This window comes from Pantoea sp. C2G6 (assembly GCF_051336815.1).
GTDB lineage: Bacteria > Pseudomonadota > Gammaproteobacteria > Enterobacterales > Enterobacteriaceae > Pantoea.
Window position 1 is genome coordinate 470,379 of sequence record NZ_JBGMNJ010000001.1, and the last position, 12,916, is coordinate 483,294.

Below are 12,916 nucleotides of genomic sequence, written 5' to 3' on the forward strand. Positions count from 1 at the left end.
CGGGCACCACTCAGGTATGTATACTTTTTCATCATCCCTACACTTTCAGCATCGGGGGGCATCAGGGTAACGCCCTGAGCAGTTTTTCCCGCAGGGTGGCTACCCGGCTGGTGAGATCGCCCAGTTCGCTACAGGCGGTATCCATCACCGACACCATATCCGCCGGCACGCCAGCGGCTGTCACTTTGAGCTGACGCCCCTGTTCGGTCAGCGAAATCCGCACCCGACGCTCATCGTGGCCGGTGTCCCGCTGGCGGCAGATAATGCCGCTGCGCTCCAGCCTTTTCAGCAACTGACTCAGCGTGCCGGAATCGAGCCGGACCCGCGCCCCGACTTCCGAGACGGTCAGGTTATCTTTTTCCCACAGCACCAGCAGGACCAGATACTGCGGATAGGTCAGTCCCAGCGGTTTCAGCCGGGATTGATAGAGCTTGGTCATGGCAAGCGACGCGGAATAGAGCGCAAAGCAGAGAAACTGATCGATGGTCTCTGGTGCCCCACCGGCAGGAGGCTCGTCGGGCATTACCGGAGTTTGGTCATTCATATCTTTACTCATTCTGAGCCAGCGTGCGGGGCTGCCCGCCACAGGAAAACGCCAGCCGCGATAACGCGCTGACGGGATTTCTGATGGCTGTTTGTTGCGGCGGCGTCTTTTTTTACGGGTGGCTGACGACCGACCGCGCAGGCAATAGCGCGGCGGGAAGAGAAGGTCATGACCTTCGCCCCCGATTGAGCGGTGACACAGTATTGAGTCAAACTAAATTGATGTCAACTTAACACGCAGCCAGCTGCGGGGATCTGCCAGCCCCGCTGCGGAATTTCGCTTCAGCACGGCTGCGAGCGGCATCACATTTTTACCCTCCAGCCAGGCGGTGAACCCGGCGGCCAGCACAAATTTACCTCTGCGGGCCTGTTCATCTGGCTGCCGCTGCCGATAGATCCTCCATCGACCGTGACGAGGTAAGGCGCAGGTAGAACCCTGTCCGATAGAGTTCCGCGTCAGTGCGATACCGGTGGGAAAGCGTGCTTTTATGCAGCAGCGAGGCCAGCGGAGGTGAAGCGTCAATGGCAGGCTGCGCTGCGGGGGAAAGCACGCCCCGGTTTTTACAGATCAAGAAAATAAAACCTTTACCGACTCCATTACCGGGAATGAGTGCATGCGCCTGAAACTTTTCTGGCTCGCAATGCTGAATATTGCGACCATCATTTTACTCTCGACCCTGTGGGAATTTGGGCTTGAGGCACATCTCTCCCGCCTGCTGGGGCTGGGGTACGACTCCCATTTTGAAACCAGTGAGCGGCTGCGGTTCATCCTCACCTCCTCCTCGTTTGCCGGGCTGGCGATGATCATCCCGGCGCTGCTGATCGCCGCCCTGATCCGCAAAACGTTGTCAGCGGAAAGAAACGCGCTCAGGCTGGCCAGAACCGATGAGCTGACCGGTGTCGGAAACCGCCGGGCGTTCAGGGAGCATATCGCGGTGCTGGATGCCCGCGACACGCCCTACACCCTGACGCTGATCGATATTAACGATTTCAAAGTGATCAATGACCTGAACGGTCATCGGCAGGGGGACGCGACGCTGGTGGCGCTGGCCGCCCTGCTGCATTCAGCCGCCAGCCCGGATGGCCGGCTGTTTCGCATCGGCGGCGATGAGTTTGCCATTATTGCCGGAGCCGGACAGGTTGAGCAGGCGATGGCGACAGCGGACCGGCTGCTCCAGCAAGCGGCCGCCATCCGCACCGGTCCGCAAACCTTTCTGAGTCTGTCGGCCGGGGTAGCCAGCTCCGCCTGCTGCGGCCAGGCCGATGTGGTACGGGCGGCGGATCTGGCGCTGTATGAGGCCAAACAGGATAAATGCAGCCACCTGGCGCGCTTTTCGCCGGAGATGGAACTGCGTTTCCGACAGCGGGAAACCCTGGAGCATGAGGTGGTTGCCGCCGTCAGCCGTCACGCCATCGTGCCTTTCCTGCAACCTCTGGTCTGTCTGCGCAGCGGCACAATTACCGGCTTTGAGGTGCTGGCGCGCTGGATCACCGATTCCGGTCAGATCATTACTCCGGCTGAGTTTCTGCCGGTGGTGGAGCGGCTGGGGCTGATGGACAATCTCACCGTGGGGCTGCTCCAGGATGCGGTCAGCGCCACGGCGAACTGGCCTGCGGGTCTCTGCCTGTCACTGAATATCACCCCCGAACAGCTGCTCAGACCGGCGCTGACCCACTGCCTCTCCGGCATCATGCAGCAGGCCGGACCGCTCAGGCTGGAGCTTGAAATCACCGAACAGAACGTGATGACGGTATCGGAAGATGCCCGCCGGGCGATCTGGCGTCTGAAGCAGGGCGGCATCCGGGTGGTGCTGGACGACTTCGGCACCGGCTATTCGAATCTCTCGGTTTTGCTGGGGCTGGGCATCACCAAAATCAAGCTCGATCAGTCGTTTATCGCTGGCGGAACCGGCCAGTCTCAGCAGCGAAAAGTGGTGGAGGCGTTGCTGGCGCTCTGCCAGGAGCTGAAGGTGGCGATCACCGCGGAAGGGATTGAGGATGTCGCCACCCTGCGCTGGCTGCAACAGCAGGGCTGCGACTACGGTCAGGGGTATCTCTTCAGCCGCCCGGTGCCGCTCGGCCAGGCGGCCAGCCTGCTGGCCGCCGCGACGCTGGCGGGATTCGCTCAAGAGGACGTGCTGGCGGTCAGCTGAGTTGTGTGGCAGTGCCAGATGTCAGGCGGCGTCCACCGGCCGCCGCTATAAAAAATGAAAACATTTTGTTAAATCCTTCCCCCTGCTGACCGGCGGGTGCCGCCGATCGCCACTGGGCTGATTGCACCCGCTGAAGGCAATCTGCGCTAAAACAGGGCAACGCCTGAGCCATTCTGGACAGATAGTTTATCAGCGATCACAAAAGCGATATTTCCTGCCGCGAATGCATAATTCTGCTGTTTAAAACCCGGCGCTGGCGCTGCAATCAGACAATTATTCACTATATATGCAAAATAAGTGAATAGCGCCTCGTTGTAACTTATTGATATTTCGTTGTGATGCCGATTTTATGCATTATTTCGCTGGCTGGCACGTTAACTGCAATCTAGAGTAGGGCTGCTCTACAACATCCTTTAACAATTTTAAAACAAAAGCTTTACCCAGCCGGGAAAGCAGGAGAGTGAGTTATGGCACTGCACGTTTCACGTCACGATTTCGATCAATGGATGATGCCGGTTTATGCCCCTGCGACCTTTATACCGGTGCGCGCGGAAGGCTCCACCGTCTGGGACCAGAATGGCAAAGATTATATCGATTTAGCCGGTGGCATCGCCGTTAATGCGTTAGGCCATGCGCATCCGGCGTTACAGCAGGCGTTGCAGGAACAGGCCGCCCGGCTCTGGCATACCGGTAATGGCTATACCAATGAGCCGATTCTGCGGCTGGCGAAACAGCTGATCGACGCCACCTTCGCTGACCGGGTCTTCTTCTGTAACTCCGGGGCGGAAGCCAATGAAGCCGCGCTGAAGCTGGCGCGCAAGGTGGCACACGACCGGTTTGGCGCGCATAAAAGCGGCATTGTGGCCTTCAAAAATGCCTTTCACGGTCGCACGCTGTTTACGGTGTCAGCCGGGGGGCAGCCCGCTTACTCAAAAGATTTTGCACCGTTGCCGCCGGAAATCCAGCACGCCCCGTTTAACGATCTGGCGGCGGCGGCGGAACTGATTAATGACCAGACCTGCGCGGTGATTGTCGAGCCGATTCAGGGCGAAGGCGGCGTGCTGCCTGCCGAACCGGCTTTCCTGCGCGGGCTGCGTGAGCTGTGCGATAAGCATCAGGCGCTGCTGATTTTTGATGAAGTGCAGAGCGGCGTGGGCCGCACCGGTTCGCTCTATGCCTATATGCACTACGGCGTCACCCCCGATGTGCTGACCAGCGCCAAAGCCCTGGGTGGCGGTTTCCCGATCGGCGCGATGCTGACCCGCGAAGATCTGGCGCTGGTGATGGGCGTAGGCACCCACGGCACCACCTATGGCGGCAACCCGCTGGCCGGGGCGGTGGCGGGTAAAGTGATGGAGCTGATCAACCAGCCGGAGCTGATGGCGGGGGTCACGCAGCGTCATCAGTGGATTGTTGAAGCTCTGGATGAGATTAACCAGCGCCTGCATCTGTTTAAAGAGGTGCGCGGTCTGGGTCTGCTGATTGGTGCGGTGCTCAGCGACGATTTTGCCGGTAAAGCGAAGCAGATCAACCTGGCGGCCGCCGAAATGGGCGTGATGGTGCTGATTGCCGGTGCCAACGTGGTGCGTTTCGCCCCGGCGCTGAATATCAGTGAGCAGGAGGTGAAGCTGGGTATGGCGCGCTTCGCCGAGGTGTGTGAAAGCCTGGTACGAGGGTCGACATCATGATGGTAATCCGTCCGGTTGAACGCGATGACTTAAGCCAGTTGCTGGCGCTGGCCGGTAAAACCGGCGGCGGGCTGACTTCACTGCCGGCCGATAGCGCGACCTTGCAGGCGCGTATCGATCGATCGCTGCAAACCTGGCAGGATTCGCTGCCGCGCGCCGAGCAGGGCTACGTGTTTGTGCTGGCCGACAGCGAGGATAACCGTGCGGTGGGGATCTGTGCCATTGAGGTGGCGGTCGGCCTACAGGACCCCTGGTACAACTTTCGCGTCGGCACCCAGGTTCACGCTTCAAAAGAGCTGAATGTCTACGCCGCGCTGCCGACCCTGTCGCTGAGTAACGATCACACCGGCAGCAGCGAGCTCTGCACCCTGTTTCTCGATCCCGATTACCGTGACGGCAAAAACGGCTATCTGCTGTCGAAGTCACGCTTTCTGTTTATGGCTAACTTCCGGGAACGCTTTATGGATCGGGTGGTGGCTGAGATGCGCGGCGTCAGCGATGAGCAGGGCCATTCGCCGTTCTGGGACAGCGTCGGCAGCCGTTTTTTCTCGATGGAGTTCAGTAAAGCGGATTTCCTCAGCGGCACCGGCCAGAAATCCTTTATCGCCGAGCTGATGCCCAAACATCCGCTCTACATCGACTACCTGACGCCCGAAGCGCAGGCGGTGATTGGCCAGGTTCACCCGAAAACCGCCCCCGCCCGGGCGGTACTGGAGGCGGAGGGGTTCCGCTACCTCAACTATGTCGACATCTTTGATGGTGGCCCGACGCTGGAGTGCGACATCGATCGCATCCGGGCGGTGCGCAAAAGCCGCCTGTGCGGCGCGGAACGCGGCGAAAACCCGGTGGATGCGCCGCTCTGTCTGGTCGCCAATAACCATTACCGTCAATTCCGTGTGGCGCTGATACCGGCAGAGGCCGGCAGTGACAGCGTGCGGCTCACGGATGAACAGATGCGGGCGCTGCACTGCCAGCCGGGCGACAGCCTGCGGGTCGTGACGCTCTGCAAAGAGGAGAAAACAGCATGACGCACCTGATTAATGGAGAGTGGCTGGCGGGAGAGGCTGAGACACTGAGCAAAACCAACCCGGTCGGCGGCGAGCTGCTCTGGCAGGGCCAGGCCGCTTCGGCCGCGCAGGTGACGGCGGCCTGTGACGCGGCGCGCGCGGCGTTTCCCGCCTGGGCAAAACGGCCGCTGGCGGAACGCCAGGCGCTGATAGAGCAGTTTGCGGCGCAGCTGGAGGCGCACAAGAGCGATCTGGCGGAGACCATCGCCCGTGAAACCGGCAAGCCGCGCTGGGAAGCCCTGACCGAAGTGGGCGCGATGATCAATAAAATTGGCTTTTCGGTGCAGGCGTACCACAGCCGCACCGGTGAGCAGCATGAAGGCGAAAGCTCGCTGCGGCATCGTCCGCACGGCGTGCTGGCGGTGTTTGGCCCCTATAACTTCCCCGGTCATCTGCCTAATGGCCATATTGTCCCGGCGCTGCTGGCAGGCAACTGCGTGGTGTTTAAACCCAGTGAGCTGACGCCGCTGACCGCTGAAAAAACGGTGCGGCTCTGGCTGGCGGCGGGGCTGCCCGCCGGAGTGATGGCGCTGTTGCAGGGCGGCCGTGAGACCGGTCAGGCGCTGGCGACCAACAGCCAGATCGACGGCCTGCTGTTTACCGGCAGCGCACACACCGGCTATCAGCTGCATCGTCAGTTTGCCGGTCAGCCGGAAAAAATGCTGGCGCTGGAGATGGGCGGCAACAACGCGCTGATTGTGGAAGATCCGGCTGACCCCGACGCGGCGGTGCATATCGCCTTGCAGTCAGCCTTTATTACCGCCGGTCAGCGCTGCACCTGCGCCCGTCGTCTGCTGGTGAAGCGCGGCGCGGCCGGTGATGCCTTTTTACAGCGGCTGGTGGCGGTGGCGGGGCGGCTGCAACCGGCGGCCTGGGACGCTGAACCGCAACCCTTTATGGGCAGCGTGATCTCGACCGGTGCAGCAGAGAAGATTTTCGCTGAATGGCAACGGCGGGTCGAGGCGGGCGGCAACGTATTGCTGGCGATGCGCTGGCCCGATCGCCACAGCGCCATTCTGACGCCGGGCATTATCGACTTAACCGGCGTGCCGGACATCCCGGATGAAGAGGTGTTTGGCCCGCTGCTCGGCGTTATCCGCTATGACAGCTACGACGAGGCGATACCCCTGGCTAATCAGACGCGCTACGGCCTCTCATGCGGGCTGATTTCGCCCTCCCGTCCGCAGTTTGAGCAGCTGCTGCTTGAGGCGCGCGCCGGTATCGTTAACTGGAACAAACCGCTGACCGGCGCGGCGAGCACCGCGCCGTTTGGCGGGATTGGCGCGTCGGGCAACCATCGCGCCAGCGCCTGGTATGCGGCGGACTACTGCGCCTGGCCGATGGCCTCGCTGGAGACGCCGGATCTGACCCTGCCCGCGACGCTGTCGCCAGGCCTCGACTTCTCATCGCCGGAGGCAGCGTCATGAAAGCCACAGAAGCGAACTTTGATGGGCTGGTGGGGCTGACCCACCACTATGCCGGGCTGTCGTTTGGTAACGAAGCCTCGACCCGCAATCAGCTGCAACCCTCCAACCCGCGTCTGGCGGCAAAACAGGGGCTGCTGAAGATGAAAGCGCTGGCCGATATGGGCTACGTTCAGGGGGTGATCCCGCCCCATGAGCGGCCCAATATCGCGGTGCTGCGTCAGCTTGGCTTTGGCGGCAGCGATGAGCAGGTGCTGGCCGCTGCCGCCAGAACCGCCCCAGGCTTGCTGTCGGCGGCCAGCTCCGCCTCGGCGATGTGGGTCGCCAACGCCGCCACGGTCTCTCCGTCAGCGGACAGCGCGGATGGCCGGGTTCACCTGACGGTGGCCAACCTGAACAACAAATTCCACCGGGCGATAGAAGCCCCGGAAACCGCCTGGCTGCTGCGGTCGATTTTCCGCGACCCTCGCCATTTTGCGGTGCACGACGCGCTGCCGCAGGTGGCGATGTTCGGCGATGAAGGGGCGGCCAACCATAACCGGCTGGGCGGCGCCTATGGCGAGCGGGGCGTGCAACTGTTTGTCTATGGCCGCGACAGCAGCCATGAGGGCAGGGCTCCGCAGCGCTATCCGGCGCGGCAGACCCGTGAGGCGAGCGAAGCGGTCGCCCGGTTGCATCAGCTCTCGCCGGAGAGCGTGCTGTTCGCGCAGCAGAATCCGGCGGTAATCGATCAGGGTGTGTTTCACAATGATGTGATAGCGGTGAGTAACCAGCAGATGCTGTTCTGTCATCAGCAGGCGTTTGTCGATCAGCCCGGCTTACTGGCGCAGCTTCGGGCGCGGGTGCCGGGCTTTATCGCGCTGGAGGTGCCGGAAAACCGGGTGTCGGTGAAGGACGCGGTAGAGACCTACCTGTTTAACAGCCAGCTGCTGAGCCGTCCTGATGGCACCATGCTGCTGGTGCTGCCGGAAGAGTCGCGCCAGCATCCTGGCGTCTGGCGCTACCTCTGTGAACAGGTCGAGGGCGATGGCCCGCTGAAGGCGCTGAAGGTGTTTGATCTGCGCGAAAGCATGTATAACGGCGGTGGCCCGGCCTGCCTGCGTCTGCGGGTGGTGCTGACGCCACAGGAGCAGCAGGCGGTGAATCCGGCGGTGCTGATGAACGATCAGCTCTTCAGCACCCTGAATAATTGGGTGGACCGCCACTACCGCGATCGCCTGACGCAGGCCGATCTGGCCGACCCCCAGCTGCTGCGCGAGGGACGCGAGGCGCTGGATGAACTGACGAAGCTGCTAGACTTAGGAAATGTGTATGCATTTCAGCAGTGAAGCGGGCGGCCGCAGTGACGGCCGCCGGTTTCAGGCAAACAGGAGGAACGATGCAGGACTTTTTACAGCAAACGCTCTCCGGCGAGGCGCCGCGTCAGCGTAGTGGTGAAACGGCGCATCTTCGCTGGCAGTGGTTGTATCACGGCATCCTGTTGATGGAGCCGACGGTGCCGGTTAAACAGGCGCTGGTGCTTTCCGCCGGAATTCACGGTAATGAAACCGCCCCGGTGGAAATAGTGAATCAGCTGATTAATCCGCTGCTGCGCGGCGAAAAGCCGTTGCAGCAGCGGATGCTGGTGATCCTCGGGAATCCCTCGGCGCTGCGCGCCGGAAAACGTTATGTACATTACGACATCAACCGGCTGTTTGGCGGACGCTGGCAGCAGATAGATGATGGCGATGAAGCCCGGCGCGTGCTGCGGCTGGAGCAGGCGCTGGAGACCTTCTGGCAGCTGGGTGAGTGTGACGAGACGCGCTGGCATCTTGATATGCACACCGCCATCCGTGGCTCTTATCATCCTCAGTTCGGCGTGATGCCGTACAGCGACCGCCCCTGGCCGCCCGCTTTTCTCGACTGGCTGGCCGCTGCCGGACTGAAGGCGCTGGTGTTCCATCGCTCGCCGGGCGGCACCTTTACCCACTTCAGCTGTGAGCACTTCGGCGCAGCCAGCTGCACTCTGGAGCTGGGCAAAGCGCTGCCGTTTGGTGCTAACGATCTCACGCAGTTCAGCGCTGCGCAGCAGGCGCTGGCCGCGCTGCTCTACGGCGAGCCGCTGCCGGTGGCCAAAGGAAAGCCGCGACACTATCGGGTGGCGCAGCAGATCACCCGGCTGAGTGACCACTTCCGGCTGCATATGTCGGCGGAAACGCTCAACTTCACCGCCTTTCCCCAGGGCACGCTGCTGGCCGAAGAGGGCGAGAGGCGCTACTACGTGCAGCAGGCGCGGGAGTATGTGCTGTTTCCCAATCCCAACGTCGCCGCCGGGCTGCGGGCCGGTCTGATGCTGATTGAAGAGGGGGAGCAGACCCAGGCGCTGCCGGTCTGACCCTGATCCCTTAGTCGTCGTCAAAAATCAGCCCGAAAAGCGGAAGATCATCTTCCGCTTTCCTGTCAGAACCCTTACACTCCTCCATGATTTCTGCCAAATCCGCTGTAAATTCATAAAGTTTTGCAATTCCTCACGCCTTTCTTCTTATTCTCTTCATGATTGACCGATTTCTATCTTTTATGCTTTCACGGCTTTACTCAGGCTCTGAGTAGTTGACGTTCAGCGTCGTATGCTTGTTTCCGAAGACGCGACAGAGTGCTGTCGTCATTATCATGAATTATAAGGACACGATTATGCGCAAACTGACTTCCCTTTTACTGGCTTCTTCGCTGGCGTTTGGTGCAGCCAGCGCCGTCCATGCTGCTGCTGATAACCTGACCCCACCACCGGCGGGCAGCGAGAAAGCGATGCATAAACCGCCGATGCGTCACGGCATGGAGATGATGATGTTTAAAGGTCTGAACCTGACCGAAGCGCAGAAAACTCAGATGCGCGACATCATGAAAGAGAGCCACAAAGAGATGAAACGCCCATCGCTGGATGAGCGTCGTGCGGCTCACAGCATCATTGCGTCTGACAGTTTCGACCAGAGCAAAGCTGAAGCGCAGGCAGAAAAAATGTCCGCCAATGCGAAAGAGCATGCGCTGAAGATGCTGGAAACCCAGAACAAGCTCTATAACGTGCTGACGCCAGAGCAGAAGAAACAGTACAACGCTAACTTTGAAAAGCGTCTGACTGAGAAAGGTCCGCATGAAGGCAAAATGGCACCGCCAGCGGAACCGGCTGAATAAGTCCGGCTAAGCTGAGGATCTGAGACCGCCGGCGTTGTCCACTGAGTGTGAGTGGGCAGCGTCGGCGGTTTTTTTATAGCGGCAGAATCGGATAGTCGCCTGACAGAATCGGCCGGCAGAGGATTTTGTAGCCGTCGTGATCAAAGCCGCCTTTCGGGCGTTGCAGTTTTCTCGCCTCTTCCATGCTGTTGACCGAGCCCAGATAGAACCAGTGGTCGATGACGTGGATCTGGGTCATCTGCTTGCCTTCTTCCACCAGACCCACGGCACCCTGCCACGGCCAGCAGAAGACCCGCACATTCTCCAGCGCCTCCAGCAGCCGATCCTGATGATCGCTGACCGGCTCTTTGCCGCAGCAGGCCCCGGCACAGCGCCGCAGCGCCGAGCGGAAACAGCCGCGCCCCGCGCTCAGCGCTTCCAGCCCCAGCAGACCGTGACAGAGCTGATACTCATCCGCGAGCTGTTTAAGACGCTCCAGTGCGGCAAAGCGGCTGCGATAAAGCCCGAACAGATTGGGCGACTGGCTGAAATCGAGATCTTTGGCGTAGACCACATTCGGTTTGCCGTCGGTAATCTGCAATGAGCAGAGCTGACGATTTTTTCGCAGGCGCTTATTGAACAGCGGCTGCTGGGTTTTGATCATCTGCGCTTCCAGTAGCAGCGCCCCGAGATCGCCCGCGGTGGGGATCCAGCTGACGCGCCGTGACTGGCGCAGCATTTTCGCCTCGTCCGGGGTACGGAAATGGGACATCACCCGCGAACGCAGATTGACGCTTTTGCCGATATAGAGCGGCAGCGACTCACTTTCACCGTGGAAGGTATAGACGCCGGGATGGTTCGGCAGGCCTTCCAGCCATTCACGCAGGTGTTCGGGATATTGATAAATCGCATTCGCGTCGACGTCGAGGCGATGCGTGGCAGCACGTCTGACCAAGATGGACTCCATTTACTGGTTGTCCATACAGCATAACAGGCAGGCGAAATGATCGCCAGCGGTCAGGTTACTGCCGCCGCGTCGCCAGCCAGCCGATCAGCGAGCCCAGGGTGATCATCGCCACGCCCTGCCAGAAGGTCAGCGTCGGCGTCAGGCCGAGCCACAGCGATCCCAGCAGCGCCGACAGCACCGGGGTAAAATAGGAGGCGCTGGCCAGCAGGGTCAGATTGCCATGCTGAATGCCGTGATTCCATGCGGAGTAGGCGATGGCGGTGGAAAGGCTGACAAACAGCACCTCCAGCAGCGGCACCAGCCGGAAGCTCATCTCCGCAGGCGGATCGCTGAGCGCATATTTCAGCCAGAGCGCCAGCGCGGTCAGGATGAAAAACAGCGTCACCCCGTTCGCCCCGCGGGCGTAGCGGCGGGTCACACTGTTATAGAGCGCCCAGGTGATGGCCGCGATAAACGCCAGCGTATAGGCGGTGGGATTGCGCAGCAGGTTTTGCCACAGCATCGCCAGCGATGCGCTGCCGTCGCCTTTCATCACCCAGACGATCCCCAGCAGAGACAGCGCCACGCCCGGCCAGAGCCAGACGCGGCAGCGTTGCTGATTAAACAGAATAGCCAGCACAATGGTCAGGCAGGGCCAGAGGTAGTTAATCATCCCCAGCTCCAGCGACTGGCTGCGATCGCTGGCCAGCCCTATCGCCAGCGCCAGAGAGATTTCGTAGCCGACAAACAGCGCGCCGCCCAGCCACAGATAGATGGCGGGCATCGCGCCTGGTTTCGGCAGACCGCGGCTGAGGCAGAGCAGCAGGGCGGTGGTGGTGTAGATCAGCGCCGCGCCGCCGGTGGCGCCAAAGGCTTCGCTGACGCTGCGCAGCAGGCCAACGCTGCAACTCCAGAGCAGAATAGCGATCAGACCGATTAGGGTGGCGCGTGTCACGGTGGCAGGCATGCAGCTATCAACAGAGAGGGTGAATAGAACCTCGCCTGTCTGAGCAGGCGAGGCGCAGTGTTACTTCCAGAAGTCGTCGAAGACCGTGATCGGCGGGCGACGTTTATGCTCGGTTTTCTGATACCAGCCTTCGATGATACGGGCGCTGTCTGGATCGATGCTTTTGCCTTCCAGATAGTCATCGATCATCTCATAGGTCACACCCAGCGCGACCTCATCCTGCAAGCCCGGCCGGTCATCTTCCAGGTCGGCGGTCGGTTTTTTCAGATAGAGATGTTCAGGGCAGCCCAGATGTTTCAGCAGCGCTTTGCCCTGGCGCTTGTTGAGGCGGAACAGCGGGTTGATGTCGGTGCCGCCGTCGCCATATTTGGTGAAGAAACCGGTGACGGCTTCCGCCGCGTGATCGGTGCCGACCACCACCCCTTTGGTCATCCCGGCGATGCTGTACTGCGCCTTCATCCGCTCGCGCGCTTTCTCGTTGCCGCGCACAAAGTCGGAGAGGGTGATGCCCGCCTCTTTCAGGGCGCGTTCGCTGGCCAGCACCGACTCTTTAATGTTCACCACCAGCGAACGGTCGGGCTTGATAAACGCCAGCGCGTCCTGGCAATCCTGCTCATCAGCCTGCACGCCATAGGGCAGGCGTACGGCGATAAAGGTGTAGTCATTATCGCCGCTCTCTTCGCGCAGTTCACTGATTGCCCGCTGCGCCAGCGCACCCGCCAGGGTGGAATCCTGACCGCCGCTAATCCCCAGCACCAGGGTTTTCAGGCCGCTGTGGCGTTTCAGGTAGGCTTTCAGAAAGTCGATGCTGACGCGCACTTCCTGGTCGGCGTCGATAGTGGGTTTCACCCCCAGTGCTTCAATAATTTCCTGCTGCAATGACATGAACTTCTCCTCAGGTCAGTGGCCTGTCGGCTCGATGCGAACGTATTATTAAAGCTAACGTGCCTCAGCGAAAACAACAAGCCAAACCGGTAGATG

At 60.7% G+C, this 12,916-nt stretch carries 11 protein-coding genes; 7 read left to right on the plus strand and 4 right to left on the minus strand.

The features are described 5' to 3' along the window. Nucleotides 1-61: 61 nt before the first annotated feature. Complete coding sequence (locus tag ACCW71_RS02255; protein WP_436369358.1) at nt 62-556, minus strand: MarR family winged helix-turn-helix transcriptional regulator; 495 nt, start codon at nt 554-556, stop codon at nt 62-64. A gap of 601 nt (nt 557-1,157) precedes the next feature. On the opposite strand from ACCW71_RS02255, the gene ACCW71_RS02260 reads away from it, so the two are divergent. The 7 genes from ACCW71_RS02260 (at nt 1,158) to spy (ending at nt 10,043) form a co-directional block, all read left to right on the plus strand. Continuing rightward, complete coding sequence (locus tag ACCW71_RS02260; RefSeq protein ID WP_436369360.1) at nt 1,158-2,696, plus strand: putative bifunctional diguanylate cyclase/phosphodiesterase; 1,539 nt, start codon at nt 1,158-1,160, stop codon at nt 2,694-2,696. Between the two features lie 467 nt (nt 2,697-3,163). Then, complete coding sequence (locus ACCW71_RS02265; RefSeq protein ID WP_436369362.1) at nt 3,164-4,384, plus strand: aspartate aminotransferase family protein; 1,221 nt, start codon at nt 3,164-3,166, stop codon at nt 4,382-4,384. Next, the gene (gene astA / locus ACCW71_RS02270) at nt 4,381-5,412 is read left to right on the plus strand and encodes an arginine N-succinyltransferase (protein WP_436369363.1); all 1,032 of its coding nucleotides are present in this window, start codon (nt 4,381-4,383) and stop codon (nt 5,410-5,412) included. Before ACCW71_RS02265 ends, astA begins: the two co-directional genes overlap by 4 nt. Beyond that, a complete protein-coding gene (gene astD, locus ACCW71_RS02275; RefSeq protein WP_436369364.1) occupies nt 5,409-6,878 on the plus strand; it encodes a succinylglutamate-semialdehyde dehydrogenase in 1,470 nt (489 codons plus the stop codon). Before astA ends, astD begins: the two co-directional genes overlap by 4 nt. Next, the gene (gene astB / locus ACCW71_RS02280; RefSeq protein ID WP_436369366.1) at nt 6,875-8,203 is read left to right on the plus strand and encodes an N-succinylarginine dihydrolase; all 1,329 of its coding nucleotides are present in this window, start codon (nt 6,875-6,877) and stop codon (nt 8,201-8,203) included. Before astD ends, astB begins: the two co-directional genes overlap by 4 nt. Nucleotides 8,204-8,253: 50 nt before the next feature. Further along, nucleotides 8,254-9,249 (plus strand): succinylglutamate desuccinylase, encoded by a 996-nt coding sequence (gene astE, locus ACCW71_RS02285; protein ID WP_436369367.1) that lies wholly within the window; start codon nt 8,254-8,256, stop codon nt 9,247-9,249. A 296-nt stretch (nt 9,250-9,545) separates the two neighbouring features. Further along, nucleotides 9,546-10,043 (plus strand): ATP-independent periplasmic protein-refolding chaperone Spy, encoded by a 498-nt coding sequence (spy, locus tag ACCW71_RS02290; protein WP_436369368.1) that lies wholly within the window; start codon nt 9,546-9,548, stop codon nt 10,041-10,043. Between the two features lie 73 nt (nt 10,044-10,116). Here the strand turns inward: spy and cho are convergent, their stop codons facing one another. The 3 genes from cho to nadE all read right to left on the minus strand — a co-directional run bounded on the left by cho (nt 10,117) and on the right by nadE (nt 12,820). Beyond that, nucleotides 10,117-10,977, minus strand: a complete 861-nt coding sequence (gene cho, locus ACCW71_RS02295) for an excinuclease Cho (RefSeq protein WP_436369370.1) — start codon at nt 10,975-10,977, stop codon at nt 10,117-10,119. 67 nt (nt 10,978-11,044) lie between these two features. Next, nucleotides 11,045-11,935, minus strand: coding sequence for an aromatic amino acid DMT transporter YddG (yddG, locus tag ACCW71_RS02300; protein WP_436369371.1), 891 nt, complete (start codon nt 11,933-11,935; stop codon nt 11,045-11,047). A gap of 60 nt (nt 11,936-11,995) precedes the next feature. Then, complete coding sequence (gene nadE / locus ACCW71_RS02305; RefSeq protein WP_436369373.1) at nt 11,996-12,820, minus strand: ammonia-dependent NAD(+) synthetase; 825 nt, start codon at nt 12,818-12,820, stop codon at nt 11,996-11,998. Nucleotides 12,821-12,916 lie beyond the last annotated feature (96 nt).

What these genes read in the sequence shown, in the direction of transcription:
- nadE (WP_436369373.1), bottom strand. Translation starts at nt 12,820, where the DNA reads ATGTCATTGCAGCAGGAAATTATTGAAGCACTGGGGGTGAAACCCACT.
- astD (WP_436369364.1), top strand. Translation starts at nt 5,409, where the DNA reads ATGACGCACCTGATTAATGGAGAGTGGCTGGCGGGAGAGGCTGAGACA.
- astB (WP_436369366.1), top strand. Translation starts at nt 6,875, where the DNA reads ATGAAAGCCACAGAAGCGAACTTTGATGGGCTGGTGGGGCTGACCCAC.
- ACCW71_RS02260 (WP_436369360.1), top strand. Translation starts at nt 1,158, where the DNA reads ATGCGCCTGAAACTTTTCTGGCTCGCAATGCTGAATATTGCGACCATC.
- astE (WP_436369367.1), top strand. Translation starts at nt 8,254, where the DNA reads ATGCAGGACTTTTTACAGCAAACGCTCTCCGGCGAGGCGCCGCGTCAG.
- ACCW71_RS02265 (WP_436369362.1), top strand. Translation starts at nt 3,164, where the DNA reads ATGGCACTGCACGTTTCACGTCACGATTTCGATCAATGGATGATGCCG.
- spy (WP_436369368.1), top strand. Translation starts at nt 9,546, where the DNA reads ATGCGCAAACTGACTTCCCTTTTACTGGCTTCTTCGCTGGCGTTTGGT.
- astA (WP_436369363.1), top strand. Translation starts at nt 4,381, where the DNA reads ATGATGGTAATCCGTCCGGTTGAACGCGATGACTTAAGCCAGTTGCTG.
- ACCW71_RS02255 (WP_436369358.1), bottom strand. Translation starts at nt 556, where the DNA reads ATGAGTAAAGATATGAATGACCAAACTCCGGTAATGCCCGACGAGCCT.
- yddG (WP_436369371.1), bottom strand. Translation starts at nt 11,935, where the DNA reads ATGCCTGCCACCGTGACACGCGCCACCCTAATCGGTCTGATCGCTATT.